General features: G+C 71.7%; 14 protein-coding genes. 9 read left to right on the top strand and 5 right to left on the bottom strand.

The window, feature by feature from the left end:
- Positions 1-59: 59 nt before the first annotated feature.
- Both ACTIDRAF_RS0200655 and ppgK read right to left on the bottom strand, forming a co-directional pair.
- Positions 60-1,415 carry an RNA polymerase sigma factor gene (locus tag ACTIDRAF_RS0200655; protein WP_026065630.1) on the bottom strand — a complete coding sequence of 452 codons (1,356 nt, stop codon included), beginning with the start codon at positions 1,413-1,415 and terminating at the stop codon, positions 60-62.
- Positions 1,416-1,700: 285 nt separating this feature from the next.
- The gene (gene ppgK / locus ACTIDRAF_RS0200650) at positions 1,701-2,462 is read right to left on the bottom strand and encodes a polyphosphate--glucose phosphotransferase (protein WP_016696777.1); all 762 of its coding nucleotides are present in this window, start codon (positions 2,460-2,462) and stop codon (positions 1,701-1,703) included.
- Positions 2,463-2,631: 169 nt separating this feature from the next.
- On the opposite strand from ppgK, the gene ACTIDRAF_RS0200645 reads away from it, so the two are divergent.
- The gene (locus ACTIDRAF_RS0200645) at positions 2,632-3,483 is read left to right on the top strand and encodes an inositol monophosphatase family protein (RefSeq protein ID WP_016696776.1); all 852 of its coding nucleotides are present in this window, start codon (positions 2,632-2,634) and stop codon (positions 3,481-3,483) included.
- A gap of 53 nt (positions 3,484-3,536) precedes the next feature.
- Here the strand turns inward: ACTIDRAF_RS0200645 and cei are convergent, their stop codons facing one another.
- On the bottom strand, positions 3,537-4,247 hold the full coding sequence (gene cei / locus ACTIDRAF_RS0200640; RefSeq protein WP_211215232.1) for an envelope integrity protein Cei: 711 nt from the start codon (positions 4,245-4,247) through the stop codon (positions 3,537-3,539).
- 603 nt (positions 4,248-4,850) lie between these two features.
- Here cei and ACTIDRAF_RS0200635 point away from each other — a divergent pair.
- Positions 4,851-5,153, top strand: a complete 303-nt coding sequence (locus ACTIDRAF_RS0200635; RefSeq protein WP_026065628.1) for a DUF4193 domain-containing protein — start codon at positions 4,851-4,853, stop codon at positions 5,151-5,153.
- A 136-nt stretch (positions 5,154-5,289) separates the two neighbouring features.
- On the opposite strand, the gene ACTIDRAF_RS0200630 is transcribed toward ACTIDRAF_RS0200635, so the two are convergent.
- A complete protein-coding gene (locus ACTIDRAF_RS0200630; RefSeq protein ID WP_016696772.1) occupies positions 5,290-5,829 on the bottom strand; it encodes a DUF3093 family protein in 540 nt (179 codons plus the stop codon).
- Between the two features lie 25 nt (positions 5,830-5,854).
- Between ACTIDRAF_RS0200630 and dut the strand changes: the two genes are divergently transcribed.
- From dut to ACTIDRAF_RS26500, 3 genes are all read left to right on the top strand, one after another.
- The gene (gene dut, locus ACTIDRAF_RS26505) at positions 5,855-6,412 is read left to right on the top strand and encodes a dUTP diphosphatase (RefSeq protein WP_083886033.1); all 558 of its coding nucleotides are present in this window, start codon (positions 5,855-5,857) and stop codon (positions 6,410-6,412) included.
- A gap of 3 nt (positions 6,413-6,415) precedes the next feature.
- A complete protein-coding gene (locus tag ACTIDRAF_RS0200620) occupies positions 6,416-7,090 on the top strand; it encodes a DUF3710 domain-containing protein (RefSeq protein WP_016696770.1) in 675 nt (224 codons plus the stop codon).
- Between the two features lie 335 nt (positions 7,091-7,425).
- Positions 7,426-8,280, top strand: a complete 855-nt coding sequence (locus ACTIDRAF_RS26500; protein WP_016696769.1) for a DUF3159 domain-containing protein — start codon at positions 7,426-7,428, stop codon at positions 8,278-8,280.
- A 166-nt stretch (positions 8,281-8,446) separates the two neighbouring features.
- Here ACTIDRAF_RS26500 and ACTIDRAF_RS0200610 read toward each other — a convergent pair whose 3' ends face one another.
- The gene (locus ACTIDRAF_RS0200610; protein ID WP_016696768.1) at positions 8,447-9,127 is read right to left on the bottom strand and encodes a hypothetical protein; all 681 of its coding nucleotides are present in this window, start codon (positions 9,125-9,127) and stop codon (positions 8,447-8,449) included.
- A gap of 564 nt (positions 9,128-9,691) precedes the next feature.
- Between ACTIDRAF_RS0200610 and ACTIDRAF_RS26495 the strand changes: the two genes are divergently transcribed.
- From ACTIDRAF_RS26495 to ACTIDRAF_RS0200590, 4 genes are all read left to right on the top strand, one after another.
- Complete coding sequence (locus ACTIDRAF_RS26495; RefSeq protein WP_157162767.1) at positions 9,692-10,975, top strand: class I SAM-dependent RNA methyltransferase; 1,284 nt, start codon at positions 9,692-9,694, stop codon at positions 10,973-10,975.
- Between the two features lie 236 nt (positions 10,976-11,211).
- Positions 11,212-13,155 carry a 1-deoxy-D-xylulose-5-phosphate synthase gene (gene dxs / locus ACTIDRAF_RS0200600; protein ID WP_016696765.1) on the top strand — a complete coding sequence of 648 codons (1,944 nt, stop codon included), beginning with the start codon at positions 11,212-11,214 and terminating at the stop codon, positions 13,153-13,155.
- Positions 13,156-13,224: 69 nt separating this feature from the next.
- Complete coding sequence (locus ACTIDRAF_RS0200595; RefSeq protein WP_016696763.1) at positions 13,225-13,938, top strand: response regulator transcription factor; 714 nt, start codon at positions 13,225-13,227, stop codon at positions 13,936-13,938.
- Positions 13,928-15,065, top strand: a 1,138-nt coding sequence (locus tag ACTIDRAF_RS0200590) for a sensor histidine kinase (RefSeq protein ID WP_039785158.1), incomplete at its 3' end; no start/stop codon positions are given. The genes ACTIDRAF_RS0200595 and ACTIDRAF_RS0200590, both read left to right, overlap by 11 nt.

Here is a 15,065-nt window from a genome sequence, read left to right as displayed (position 1 = left end):
GGGCGCCCCCCGCGTGGGAGGCGCCCGTCCGCAGCGCTGTACCGCCGGATCCGGCTCGCTCAGTCCAGGTAGTCCCGCAACACCTGGGAACGGGACGGGTGGCGGAGCTTCGACATCGTCTTGGACTCGATCTGCCGAATCCGTTCCCTCGTCACGCCGTACACCTGGCCGATCTCGTCCAGGGTGCGGGGCTGACCGTCGGTGAGCCCGAAGCGGAGCCGCACCACGCCCGCCTCCCGCTCGGACAGGGTGGCCAGCACCGACTGGAGCTGGTCCTGGAGGAGGGTGAACGACACGGCGTCCACCGCCACCACGGCTTCCGAGTCCTCGATGAAGTCACCGAGCTGGGAGTCACCCTCGTCACCGATCGTCTGGTCGAGCGAGATGGGCTCCCGGGCGTACTGCTGGATCTCCAGCACCTTCTCCGGGGTGATGTCCATCTCCTTCGCGAGCTCCTCGGGGGTGGGCTCGCGGCCCAGGTCCTGGAGCAGCTCACGCTGGATGCGACCGAGCTTGTTGATGACCTCCACCATGTGGACCGGAATCCGGATGGTCCTCGCCTGGTCGGCCATCGCCCGGGTGATGGCCTGGCGGATCCACCAGGTGGCGTAGGTGGAGAACTTGTAGCCCTTGGTGTAGTCGAACTTCTCGACCGCGCGGATCAGACCGAGGTTGCCCTCCTGGATGAGGTCCAGGAACGCCATGCCGCGGCCCGTGTAGCGCTTGGCCAGGCTGACGACGAGCCGGAGGTTCGCCTCCAGCAGGTGGCTCTTGGCCCGCTCGCCGTCCCGGACGATCCACCGCAGGTCCCGCCCGAGCTGCGGCGACAGCTTCTCGCCCTCGTCCTCGGCCTTGCGCACGCGTTCGGCGGCGTAGAGACCCGCCTCGATCCGCTTGGCGAGCTCCACCTCCTCCTCGGCGTTGAGCAGGGCCACCTTGCCGATCTGCTTCAGGTAGGCCCGGACGGAGTCGGCCGACGCGGTCAGTTCCGCGTCCTTGCGCGCCTGGCGGAGCGCCTCCGACTCCTCCTCGTCCCAGACGAAGTCGCCGCTCGCCTTGGCGGCTTCCTCCTCCTGCGTGTCCGTCTCGGCCAGCGTCTCCTCGGTCAGGTCGACCGCGACGTCGGCGAGGTCGTCGGAACCCGGGGCGGCGGCCTCCAGTTCCACCGCCTCGTCCAACTCGAGGCCCTTCTTGGCCTTGGTCTGAGACTTGCCCGCCGTGCCCTTCTCGCTCTTCCTGCCCCGGCCCTTGGCCGCCGGCTTCTTGGCGGAGGTCTTCCGCGGCGAGGCCGGTTTCTTCGCGGGTGTCTCTGCGTCAAGTTTGGCGGCCGCCTGAGCCGGGGTGGCCGTCGTCGACTTGGCGCCGCCCGCGGCGACGGAGCTGGAGCGTCGGGTTGCTGTGTTTGCGGCTGCCACGTACGCCCTTTCGCGACGATCGATCACGGCAAGCCGCAGGTCGCACACCTCGGCCGCCACGTGTTCGGGGAATTGCCCGCCAGCCGATTTGGTCGATTGATCGGAGGGGGCGCGTTCCATTGTAACGACAGCCCGTGGGTGCGAACCCCCCGCGAGGCCCTCTCGGGGGAACGATCTCACCGGTACCGGCGTTCCCCTCCCGTGTGGGACGCGCCGCCCACCTCGGCCGGGTATCCGGCCGCCCCGCGGTTTTCACCCTGGTCAGCGGCCGGAGTGCCCGGTTCGTCAGCCGCCCTCGATGGCCCGGGCGGCCGCGGCGGCCCCGACGATCCCGGCGTCGTTGCGCAGCTTCGCCGCCACGATGTTGGTCCGGATGTCCAGCAGCGGCAGCCATTTGTCGGCCTTCTTGCTGACGCCGCCGCCCGCGATGATCAGATCCGGCCAGAACGCTCGTTCGAGCGCGTGGATGTAGCGGTTGACCCGGACCACCCACTCCTCCCAGGACAGCTTCTCGTCGTCCTTCACCGACGCCGCCGCCCGGCTCTCCGCGTCGTGACCGTCCACCTCGAGGTGGCCCAGCTCCGAGTTGGGGATCAGCTTCCCGTCGAGGAACATCGCGCTGCCGATCCCGGTGCCGAAGGTGAGGACGACCACCAACCCCTGGCGCCCCGCTCCGGCTCCGTAGGTCATCTCGGCGGTGCCGGCCGCATCGGCGTCGTTGAGCACCACGATGTCCTCGCGGCGGCGTCCCAACCTCTCCGCGAACAGGTTCTGAGCGTCGGTGCCGATCCACGCGTCGTCGACGTTGGCCGCGGTGTGCGCGACACCCCGGTTCATCACGCAGGGCAGGGTGACGCCCACCGCTCCGTCCCACCCGAAGGACTTGGTGATCTCGGCCACGACGTCGGCGACCGCGTCCGGCCTGGAGGGTTGGGGGGTGGGAACACGCACCCGGTCGGCGGCGAGCTCTCCGGCCCCCAGATCGACCAGGCTCCCTTTGATGCCGGAACCGCCAATGTCGATGCCGAAGCCCCGGGTAGCGCCCATCCCGTGGTCCTTCCTACTCGATTCAGCTAATGGTGTGCAGAACCATAGGTCATCCCGGTGGGAAAGCGTGAGCTGTGTTACCCGCGCGATGGCCGGGGCTCCCACCCTGTGATCCGATGGAGGGGTGGCAACAGACAACTCGACCTCCCCCCTGTCCTCCCGCCCAGCGGTGACCGAGGAGGAGGTGGCCGAGCTCCGTTCGACGGCGGTCGCGCTCGCCCGCGAGGCTGCGGAGCTGGTCCGGGAACGCCGGGGCTCGCTGGGGGACTACCAGGGCGGTGTCGACACCAAGAGCACGAGGACGGACGTCGTCACCGAGGCCGACCACGCGGCGGAGCGCCTGATCCGCCGGCGGCTCGCCGAGCTGCGGCCGGGGGACGCCGTGCTCGGCGAGGAGGGCGGCGCGGAGGGAGCGGTCGCGGTGGATGCTCCCCGCTGGGTCGTCGACCCGATCGACGGGACCGTCAACTACCTGTACGGCTACCCCTGGTACGGCGTCTCCGTGGCCGTGCAGTACGGCGGGACGTCCGTGGCGGGGGCGGTGGTCGAACCGGCGAGCGGGCGGGTGTGGAGCGCGGGGCAGGGCCTGGGGGCGACGCTGGACGACGAGCCCCTCTCGGTGTCGGACCGGCGGGAGCTGGACACGACGCTGGTGGCGACCGGGTTCGCCTACGACCCCGCCCGGCGGAGCCGGCAGGCCTCGGCGGTCAGCTCGCTGCTCGGGGTGGTCCGGGACGTGCGCCGGGCCGGAGCGGCGTCGCTGGACCTCTGCGCGGTGGCGGCCGGCTGGGTGGACGCCTACGTGGAGCACGGGCTGCACCGGTGGGACTGGGCCGCCGGCGCCCTGATCGCGGCCGAGGCGGGCGCCGTCGTCCGGTTGCCCGGAGCGGAACCGGGCGTGGCGGCGGACCGGGGCGGCTCGGCCGAGAGCCACGGGCGGGATCTGACGTTCGTCGCCGCCCCCGGCATCGCGGACGCGCTCTGGTCCGCGTTGCCGGGGGCGGGCTTCGGGTCCGTCTGAGGGAGCGGACGGCGTGGCGCCCGGGGCGGTGCGTGGCGACGGCCCTGGAGGGGTCAGCAGCTCACGTCCCGGGCCGCCGCCAGCATCTCCTCGTCGAGGGTGGGGCCCGCGGTGTCGCCGCCGTCGGACTGCTGGCCGCCCTGCTGGTTCGGCTGGTCGGTTCCCCATGCCGCCAGCTGCTCCAGGATCTCCTTGGCGGCCGAGTTCGGCTTGACCTCGTCGAACTTGGAGCCGAGCGCGAGGGCGATGGTCGCCTCCTGCCGCTGGTCGCTGACCAGCTCGGCGCACGGGACCGCCAGGCTCAGGGTCCTGGCCATCGCGGCGCTGTTGGGCCCGAACCGGATCTGGCCGTGGCAGTCCATGTCCTGGTTCGCGTACACGGGGTCGTTGTTCGGCCGGTAGGCCTGTTCGAACTCCAGTGCCGACAGCTCCTCGGCGATCATCGTCGCCTGGCCCCGGACGCCGTTGGCGTTGAGCACGGTCACCATCACCTGGGAGGGCGGGGCCGGGTCGGTGCGGTCCAGGGCGTCCCGTGGCAGGGCCTCACCGGGCTCCGGTGGTGGTTCCTCGTCCGAGGCGGCGGTGCGCACCGTGGGGGGCGAGCACCGCGTGGCCTCCTCGATCGTCTCGATGTTGTCGAAGACACCGGTCCACACCCAGCCGGCCGCGCCGCCCAGCAGGGCGATCAGGATTAACGCCGGCAGCGGCTTGCGGCGCCGGTACCTCGGCACGGTGTTCTGCGGTGTTCCTTTCCGGGCACCCACGTCCTGCAAGCCTCCCCCGACTCGAGCTTTGGATGACCCGGTTGACAGCCGGGCAGGTTGTTTTAGCCTATGCGGTCGCCCAGCTTCGTGCTGGGCAGCGGCAGGCATGGTGGCGCCTTCGTGACCGTCGACCGGCCACTCCGGGCTTCCGCGTGGGTCGCCAGGGGTGATCGGGCGTCCTCGGCGGTCTGGACGACCGCGCTGGGTCGCCGCGTGACCGACGAACGGGGCTCCGTACGGCCGGGAGGGTCCTTCCGGCCGGCGCACTCCTCACCTCCCCAGACGCCGCAGTGATCACGTTGGGTTGCTAGCAGTGATGTTCGTCACAAACCGTGGGTTCAGGTGGAGGTGGGGGAACAGCGGGTGCGAGCGGCCGTGTCCCGGTCGTTACGTCGACCGGGTGACCCGGCGCTCATGGTCCGCGTTCGTGAGCTACCCTCGCCCCGCCCCGGACACGGCTGCTGGCTCACGCTGGTGGTCGGATCCGCGGCCCGGGGTGCGGAACGAGACCTCCGTCACGTCGGGGATGGGCACAAACACGGGTGCTCGGACGTTGTCCAGCGGCACGAAACACAGTCTCCGTTGATCGCAGGGGTGAACACGATGGCGACCGACTACGACGCTCCGCGCAGAAGCGAGGCGGACGACCTCGCTGAGGATTCGCTAGAGGAGCTCAAGGCACGGCGGAACGAGGCCCAGGCTGCGGTCGTCGACGTCGACGAGGGTGAGAACGCAGAGAACTTCGAACTGCCCGGGGCCGACCTGTCCGGCGAGGAGCTGACGGTCAAGGTGCTCCCGAAGCAGGCCGACGAGTTCACCTGCTCGCAGTGCTTCCTGGTGCACCACCGCAGCCGGCTGGCCGAGGAGCGCGGCGGCCGCTACGTCTGCCGCGACTGCGCTGCCTGAGAGCTCCGAGGAACACCGGGCCGGGGAGCCGGACGGGTGGCCGGCTCCGGCCACGACGACGCGGCCACGTTCCGTGCCCCCGCGTCCGTGCTCGGAGCGGGTGCCCGGCACGTCGGTCGGGCGGCCCGCTCGCCGGTCAGACGTCGGCCGACGCCGCCTTCTCGGCGAGCAGCGCGTCCCTGACCTCCTCCGGACGCCGGGCGCTGAACAACCAGTAGGGCGTGGGGTCCTGGGGATCGGTGATCTCCACCCAGACCATCGGCCCGACCCACGCGCGGTGGACGACGTAGGCGGCCGGGTCGAGTTCCCGCCCGAGCGCCCGCCCCTTCTCGGCCTTGCCGACGACCTCGACCTCCCCCACGAACCGGGTGGGGATCCGGGCGGGCCCCACCACGAGGTCACCGCCACCGACCTCGACCCGTGCCCGGCCCAGCCACACCAGGACGGCCACCATCACCACGCCGAGCACGACGTAGGGGATCCAGGCCCGCGGGCCGGGGTAGCCCATGTGGACCTGGACGCCCAGCAGGGCCGCCGCCCCCAGCGCCGGCGGCCATCCCCACCACGGCACGTAGAGGCGCTGCCGCGAGCGGGTGCCTCCCGCCACGTCGCCCTGGGGACCGGCGGAGCCGGTGGTGACGTTCGGCGTGGGTGCCGTGCCCGTACTGTCAGTCACGGGGGTCAGAGTAGTCTCGCCGCTCGTGGCAGGCGTCGAGGTGTTGTTGACCCGGCTGGATCCGGCGGTTCCACTTCCCAGCTACGCGCGCGAGGGCGATGCTGGAGTGGATCTGGTCACGACCAGCAACGTGGAACTCGCTCCGGGGGAACGCGGGGTGGTGGGAACGGGAGTCGCCGTGGCGCTCCCCCCGGGGTACGCGGGTTTCGTCCACCCCAGGTCCGGTCTCGCGGCCAGGGTGGGCCTGAGCGTCGTGAACACCCCGGGCACGATCGACTGCGGGTACCGGGGGGAGATCCGGGTCTGTCTGATCAACCACGATCCACGCGAGCCCGTCCGGCTGGAGCGGATGGACCGCATCGCCCAGCTGGTGGTGCAACGGGTCGAGAAGGCGGAATTCCGCGAGGTCGCCGAGTTGCCGCCCTCCGAGCGCGGTTCCGGTGGCTACGGTTCCACCGGAGGTCATGCCACGCTGGATGACACGGAGACGACGGTGGTGGGCTCCGGTCCGGCCACGGTGGCGGGCGACACAGCAGGCGCGGCGGACCCGGTGGGGTCGCTGGCGGCAGAGACGGAGGTATGACGGATGTTCGGATGGGGCCGACGTCAGCGTTCCGAGCGGGACCGTGTTACCGAGGAGGAGGCCGCATCCGACGGTGAGGTCGTCGGGCCGTTCGACGAGAGCGAGGCCCCCGACGACAAGCTGAGCCGGCTCGACCTCGGGTCGGTGCGGCTGCCGGTGCCGAACGGTTCCCAGCTCCAGGTCGAGGTGGACCCCTCGGGGCCCGTCCGGGCCGTGCACCTGGTGACCCAGGTGGGAAGGCTCACCGTCAGCGCCTTCGCGGCTCCCCGGTCGAGCGGTCTGTGGTCCGACATCCGTGCCGAGCTCGCCGAACAGCTGGGCAAGGACGGGGCCCGCGTGCGGAAGGAACCGGGGGAGTGGGACACGGAACTGGTGTCCACCTCTCCGAAGGTCACGCTGCGCTTCCTCGGGGTCGACGGCCCCCGCTGGCTGCTGCGCGGTGTCGCCGCCGGCCCCAGCGAGCACAGCGACGCCCTGGCGACGCTGCTGCGCGACGTCGTCCGGGACACGATCGTGGTGCGGGGCACCAACCCCCTCCCGGTGCGCACCCCGCTGCCCATCAAGCTGCCCAAGCAGGTCGAGGCACACCTCGAACAGGCCCGGGCCCAGCAGGAGGGCCAGGCGAAGGTGCGTGACGCGCAGGCGGCGATCACGCAGCGCAGGCAGACCGCGCGCTGACCCGTCGTACGTGCCGTCGCCCGGGCTCTCCCGCCGGGCGACGGCCGTTCCTCGGCCCGCCGTCCTGCCGTGACCCGCTGCCCTGACCCGACGAACGATCGGTTCCTCGTCGTGGGGAGAAGCGAAGCCACGGAGAGTGGGCATCCTCACCGGTTCGAGGTCGTTCGCCTCCGCTCGGTGATCGACCGTTCGGGAAGGCCGTGTTCCGGGGCTACAGTGGTCGTGAGCGGACGGCGAGCTCGTGGTTGCTCGGCGCGCTCACGGAACGTCCGGCGCGGAGGTGTCGGCGGGCCGGGTCCTGACCCACACGCCGAGGACGAGTTGCAGACGACGGCATGAGCGAACCCAGAACTACCCACGCGGAATCCGAGCCCGAGCCGACCGGCTCACCCACGGAGCCCACGAACGCGGCGGCGCACGTCGCCGACCCGACGGCACCCGCGGCCCCCACCCTCCTCGAGCAGATGGGGGGGATCTCCGGGCTGATCGCCTCCGTGATCCCCGTGGTCCTCTTCGTCTCGGTGAGCGCGCTGACCGAGTGGCAGGTCGCGCTGTGGGCCGCCATCGGCGGCGCGGTCCTGATCGCGATCTGGCGCCTGGTGCGCAAGGAGGCGCTCCAGCCCGCGGTCTCGGGCGTGCTCGGCGTCCTGCTGTGCGCCTTCATCGCCTACCGCACCGGTTCCGAACGGGGCTTCTACCTCTACGGGATCTGGGCGAGCCTAGTCTTCGGCATCGCCTTCCTGGTGTCGATGGTGGTGCGATGGCCCCTGGTCGGCGTGATCTGGGCTGGTCTGAACGGGTCGGGCTTCGCCTGGCGCTCGGTGCCCCGCGCGCGGATGGCCTACCAGCTCGCCACCGCCCTGTGGATGGTCTTCTTCTTCTCGCGGTTCGTGGTGCAGCAGTGGCTCTACGACGCGGACGAGGCCGGGTGGCTCGGCGTGGCGCGCCTGAGCATGGGCACTCCGCTGACGGCGGTGGCGCTGTTGCTCACGATCTGGGCGGTGCGCCGCGCCAACCGGATCGTCGAGGAGGAGTCGGCGCGCGCCTCGGTCGATCCCCCGAAGGAGGTGGGAGCCGAGGGAACCGCCGACGTCCGGCCGCCCTCGGCTGCGGACCAGGCGGGTGACGCCACCGAGGCAGTGGTCGAGCCGGAAGCCGCTCCGGACCACCGGCCTCCTGGGAGCCGCTGAGCGGGCGGTTCCGGAGCCGCCCGAGCGGGTCCCTCGCGGTGCCGCCGGTGCGACCAGCTGGCGCGGTGCCAGCGCCGTGCCGTCCGTGACGGAGCTCCCCCGGTCCGGGATGGACGAGGAGGGGACCAGCCGGGGTGGCTGGTCCCCTCCTCCGTCACGCTGGTGCTCAGCCGACGCGCGTGCTCGTGGTGTCCTCGGCTGGTCCCGCTGGCTGGTCCTCCGCCGCCTCCCGCTCGGGCGTCGTGGTCGGTCCGGTGTCCTCCGGGGCTTCCGTGGCCTCCGGCGTGCGGGCCCACCAGGGCAGGTCCCATCCCGTCGCGTTCTGCCACCACCGCCCGGGCGTGTTCTCGGGCAGGGGGCTGGCCTCCCCCGCCAGCGCGGGGTCGGTTCCGGTCGCCGTGTCCGCGCTGGTGCCGGTGTCGAGTTCCTGGCAGATGAGGGTGGTGAGCCCCGCCAGGAAGTCGGACAGCGTCCACACTCCCTGGAGCAGGGCGAGCCGGCTGGTGGGGGACACCTCGTTGTCGCACTGGCTGGCGTCGTGCACGGGGCCGCCGACCACGACGTTGTCGCCGGTGGAGGAGATCGTCCAGTCGGAGGTGTCGCCCGACTGCTCCCACACCACCTCTCCGTTGACGACGACCTGGGCGTGGAAGCGTTCCTGGGTCGTGTCGAGGAGGGAGTTCAGCGGCCGTGGCAGCAGCCGTGTCGTGTCCTGGTCCTGGTCAGCCGCCGCCGAGGGGACGAACAGCACGCCGGCGGCGACGGCGGCGCCGAGCAGCGCCGCCGTCGTGCCGCGTCCGGGACGGCGGACGGCGGGACAGGAGATCTTCTGGTCAGGAGTTCTCACCTGGACAACCCTTCTCTATCGGTTACGAGGGGACTCTCCAGAAAAGGGGAGAGTGGGCGGCCCACGCCGCCAGGAGTCGTTTTCCGTGTTCACCGTGTCGGACCGTATCAGCGGAATCTCGTGCGAAGTGGTTCCATGCGTTCGACATCCGCGATATCACCTGTCAAGGCGTTCACTTTCCGTGCGTTTGCACCACGGGGTGATAAAAACGATCGTGGTGGTAGGGAGAAGTGCTGGTCGTGGGTGGTCCGTGATGCGGGGGAGGTGAATTCTCCAGATCATTCCCCGAATTGTCGGGGTGCAGGGGAAGCGGATATTCTCCGCCGCCGGGTCCGCCGGCTGGTTTCCCCCGGAAGAATGGTGTGTCGTTCCCGTGGTGGTGCCGGTGGAGGGCAGTGGCCACCGCTCCCCGGGGCGGGTTGTCCGGTCTCGCGCGCCGGGTCGCCCCGGCTCGAAGCCACCGTGGTCGAAACGCGGTCGCTCCGCTGGTCCGCTCGTCCGGGCCGGGTGCGGCTACGCTGGGTGCGAGCGTTTCCCTGATGTCGGAAAGGACCCCGTCCCGCGGTGAGCACCCCTGCGCCGAGCCAGCGACCGGACTGGACAGGACATCGGATCGATCTGGAGGTCGGCCCTCCCGGGCACGGTGGCTTCTGCGTGGCCCGGTACGAGGGCCGGGTGGTCTTCGTCCGACACGCCCTGCCGGGGGAGCGGGTGACCGCTCTCGTGACCGAGGACAACGGTGGCGGCTACTGCCGCGCCGACGCCGTCACCGTGCACTCCTCGTCCCCGGACCGGGTCACCCCCAGCTGTCCGATCTCGGGCCCGGGCGGGTGCGGGGGCTGTGACTGGCAGCACGTCCGGCCCGAACGGCAGCGTGCGATCAAGGCCGGAGTGGTGGAGGAGCAGCTGCGCCGCATCGCCGGCATCGATCGGTCCGTGGTCGTGGAGGAACTGCCCGGCGGCGTGCTCGGGTGGCGAAGCCGGGTGCGGCTGGCCGTGGACGACGACGGGGTGGCCGGGTTCCGGGCCCACCGCAGCCACCGGGTGGTGGCGGCCACCGGGTGCCCGTTGTCCGTGCCCGGCGCGGTGGACGGGCTGCTGGGACGGCGGTGGCGGCCCGGTATCGAACTCGACGTGACGATCGACGCCGCCGAGCAGGTGCACGTCAGCGAGCTCAGGCCAGGCCGGGGCTCGCGGCCGAGCGCGCGCCGGATCGCCGGCGACGGGGTGGCCGTGCAGCGTGCCGCCGGCCGTGACTGGCGGGTCCACCCCCACGGGTTCTGGCAGGTGCACCCCGCCGCCGCCGACGTGCTGGCCGAGACCGTCGGCTCGTGGGCAGGGGCCCCCCGGGGAGGAACGGCCTGGGACCTCTACGGCGGAGCGGGCCTGTTCGCCTCCGTGCTGGCCGAGCAGGTCGGCCCCGGAGGTGCGGTGGTCGTCGTGGAGTCCGCTCCCCGGGCGGTAACTGACGGCGAGCGCGAGTTGGCCGACCTCCCCCAGGTGAGCTTCGTGACCGGACGGGTGGAGCGGGTCCTCGCCCGAGGTCTCGGCGACGGGGCGCCCGACGTGGTCGTGCTGGATCCGCCGCGCAAGGGCGCCGGCCGCGAGGTGATCCACCACATCGGCGCGGCCGGCCCGGCCAGGGTGGTGTACGTGGCCTGCGACCCGGCCGCCTTCGCCCGGGACGTCGGGCTGCTGCGGGACCAGGGGTACCGCCTGGCCGACCTGCGCGCCTTCGACGCCTTCCCGATGACCCACCACGTGGAGTGCGTGGGACTGTTCGAGCTGGCGGCGGAGCGGAGCCGGAATGCCGTCACCACGACGCCGGCGACTAGCCCAGAGGAGTGATTTCCTTCACGCTGGGTAAGTCCATCGCGGGAAGGTGTTCGAGGCTGGCCCGGCTGGCTACCCACTCCAGTGAGGTGTCAACACGGCAGGTTCACACGCCGCAGCGACCGGGAGGCGGCCCCGAAGCTACCCGTCCGTAGACTGGCGCGACGTAGTTGACCGGCCGCACCCTGTCCGTGGAGTACGCCCTCGTGCCCGGACGGGGCTGGCGAACGGCACTGAATTGAGGTGGAGTGGTGACCCTGCTCGAGTCCGTGCACAGCCCGGCTGATCTGAAGAGAATGGAGCTGGGCGAGCTCCAGCGACTGGCCGCGGAGATCCGCTCCTTCCTCATCGACAAGGTGTCGCGGACCGGCGGGCACCTGGGTCCCAACCTGGGGGTCGTGGAGCTGACCCTCGCCGTCCACCGCGTCTTCGACTCACCCCACGACCCGGTCATCTTCGACACCGGCCACCAGGCCTACGTGCACAAGATCATCACCGGTCGTCAGGGGGGGTTCGACCGGCTCAGGAAACGGGACGGCCTGTCCGGCTACCCGTCGCGGGCCGAGAGCGAACACGACCTGGTGGAGAACAGCCACGCCTCCACCGCTCTCTCCTACGCGGACGGGCTCGCCAAGGCCTACCAGCTCCAGGGGGCCCGCCGGCACGTGGTGGCCGTGGTCGGGGACGGCGCGCTGACGGGCGGGATGTGCTGGGAGGCGTTGAACAACATCGCCGGCGACAGCAACCGCCCACTCGTGATCGTGGTCAACGACAACGGGCGGTCCTACTCGCCCACCATCGGCGGCCTCGCGGACCACCTGGCGTCGTTGCGGCTGCGGCCCGGCTACGAACGCGCGCTGGAGAGCGGGAAGCGCACCCTCCAGAGCATCCCGATGGTCGGCCGCCCGATCTACGCGGGCCTGCACGCGGCGAAGCGCGGGCTCAAGGACGCCATCAGCCCCCAGGCCATGTTCGAGGACCTCGGGCTGAAGTACTTCGGGCCGGTGGACGGGCACGACCTGGGCGCCCTCGACGCGGCCCTGCGCCGGGCCAAGGCGTTCGGCGGCCCGGTCATCGTGCACGCGGTCACCAGGAAGGGCACGGGCTTCGCCCCGGCGGAGAACGACCCGGCCGACCAGATGCACTCCACGGGGGTGATCGACCCGGTCACCGGGGAACCGGTCACCGCCTCCGGCGGGACGAGCTGGACTTCGGTGTTCTCCGACGAGCTGGTGCGGATCGGGGCCGAGCGGCAGGACCTCGTCGCGATCACCGCCGCGATGTTGGGGCCGACGGGGCTGGACAGGTTCGCCGCGGCCTACCCGAAGCGGTGTTTCGACGTCGGTATCGCCGAGCAGCACGCGCTGACCTCGGCCGCCGGCCTGGCGATGGCGGGCATGCACCCCGTGGTGGCCGTGTACGCGACGTTCCTGAACCGCGCCTTCGACCAGCTGTTGATGGACGTGGCGTTGCACCGGCAGCCGGTGACGGTCGTGCTCGACCGGGCCGGGATCACCGGATCGGACGGCGCGAGCCACAACGGCATGTGGGACCTGTCGATCCTCGGTGTGGTGCCCGGCATCAGGGTCGCCGCCCCCCGGGACGCCGAGACCCTGCGCGAGGCTCTGCGGGAGGCGGTGCGGATCACCGACGGGCCCGGAGTGATCCGCTTCGCCAAGGGCGACGTCGGCGACCGGATCGAGGCCGTGCGACGCGTCGGCCCGGTGGACGTCCTCCGGGAGGACCCCGACGCGGACGTCCTCCTGGTGGGCGTCGGCAGCTTCGCCGAACTCGCGGTCCGCGCCGCGCACCGGCTGGCCGACCAGGGCATCGGCGTCACCGTGGTCGACCCGAGGTGGGTCGTGCCGGTGCCCGAGGAGCTGGTGGCGCTCGCGGCGGAACACCGGATGGTCGTCACCGTCGAGGACGGCGGCCGGCACGGAGGCGTCGGCTGGGCGTTGGCGGCGGCGCTGCGGGACGCGGAGGTCGACGTTCCCCTCCGCGACATCGGGGTGCCCCAGCGGTTCCTCGACCACGGGTCGCGGGGGGAGGTGCTCGCCGAGCTCGGGCTCACCGACCAGGACGTCGCCCGCCGGATCACCGAGTGGGCCGCCGGGATCCTGGGCGAGGCCGGTGACCCGCCCGAGGTGGACGTCGCGGAGCCGCGGCGGATGCGGGACACCGAGCGGAAGTGACGTCGGTGACGCTGTCGCGGGCCGGGAAGCCCCAGCCCGCTCTCAGGTTCGTGTGGGACGGTTGGTGACGTGCGCATACTGGTCGTAGAGGACGAGCAGCCCCTGGCGGACGCGATCGCCCGGGGTCTGCGCCGAGAGGGCATGGCCGTCGACATCGCCTATGACGGTGAGTCGGGGCACGAGAAGGCGTCGATCACCAGGTACGACGTCGCGGTGCTTGACCGCGATCTGCCGGGGTTGTCCGGCGACGAGTTGTGCCGGGAGATCCTCCGCTCGGGGGCACTGACGAGAGTCATGATGCTCACGGCGAGCGGCGAGGTGGAGGACCGGGTCGAGGGGCTGTCGCTGGGGGCGGACGACTACCTGGCGAAGCCCTTCGCCTTCCCCGAGCTGGTCGCCAGGATTCGCGCGTTGGGCCGGCGGTCCACCCCTCCGGTGCCGCCCCGGCTCACGGCGGAGCAGCTGGTGCTCGACCCCGCCTCCCGCACCGTCACGCGGAGCGGCGAGCAGGTCGACCTGACCCGCAAGGAGTTCGGCGTCCTGGAGGTGCTGCTCTCCGCGGGCGGTTCGGTCGTCAGCAGCGAGGAGCTGCTGGAGCGCGTGTGGGACGAGAACGCGGACCCGTTCACCACCACGGTGCGGGTGACGGTGATGACCCTGCGGAAGAAGCTCGGGGAACCGGCGGTGGTGGAGACCGTCGTCGGGTCCGGCTACCGGGTGCCGAGCGCGGGAGTCGTGGAACCGGAGACCGACAACGTCGCGGGTGCGAACACTGAACACTGATCGCCGCACCGGCCGCCGTGGTCTCGGCCTCCGGGTCCGCATCACCCTGCTCGCGACCGGGCTCGTCGCCGTCGTGAGCGCGCTGCTCCTGTGGTTGGGCTGGATGCAGATCGGCCAGGCCCTCGCCGACTCGCCTCGGTTGCCCAGGGGAATGCGGGTCAGGGTCGACGGCGTCGAGGTCGAGGCCACGGAACTGACGACCCTGCTGCACGACCAGGCGAGGGACCGGGTCCTGGAAGTGGGACTGCTGGCCTACCTGTGTGTCATCGCGGCCGCCTTCCTGCTCGCGTGGTCCCTCACCGGGCGGGTGCTGGCACCGCTGCAGCGGGTCACCGGTACCGCTCGTCGGCTGTCCGCCGAGTCGTTGGAGGAGCGCATCGAGTTCGTGGGGGCCCGCGACGAGGTGGCGGAGCTCGCGGACACGTTCGACGAGATGCTCGACCGGCTCCAGGCAGCCTTCGACGCTCAGCGCCGGTTCGTCGCCAACGCGAGCCATGAACTGCGCACGCCGTTGGCGGTGATCCGCACCGAGCTCGACGTCACCCTGGCCGACCCGGAGGCCGACGTGGCGGAGCTCCGCAGGATGGCCGACGTGGTGCGCGATGCGACGCGACGCGCGGAGCACCTCGTCACCGCGTTGCTGTTGCTCGCCCGTACCGACGCCACCGGGTTGAACACGCGGGAACCGGTTGATCTGGCCACCATGGTGGAGAGCGCGTGGCGTGCGGTGCGGGCCGAGGCCGCCGACCGGGAGCTCACCGTCACCTTCGACACCGAGCCGGGGCTGGTGATCGGGGATCCGGCCCTGGTCGAGCGGATCGCCGGGAACCTGGTCGAGAACGCGGTGCGGCACAACGTGGAGGGGGGCTGGATCACCGTGCGCACGAGCGGGGACCAGGCGGGTTCGCGGCTGACGGTGTCCTCGTCGGGGCCGGTCGTCCCACCGGAACGCGCGGCGCAGTTGCTGGAGCCCTTCAGCAGGGGCGGTGGCAGGACCTCCCACTTCGGAGCCGGCCTCGGCCTGTCGATCGTCCGGTCGGCGGCGGCCGCCCACGGCGGTCGTGTCGAGGTGGACCCGGTCGAGGGCGGCGGTCTCACGGTGACGGTGGAGTTCCCCGCCGCTCCCT

The sequence above is a fragment of the Actinoalloteichus spitiensis RMV-1378 genome (genome assembly GCF_000239155.1).
GTDB lineage: Bacteria > Actinomycetota > Actinomycetes > Mycobacteriales > Pseudonocardiaceae > Actinoalloteichus_B > Actinoalloteichus_B spitiensis.
Note: the sequence above shows the minus strand (reverse complement) of the source record. Positions and strands in the feature narration are given on the sequence as shown.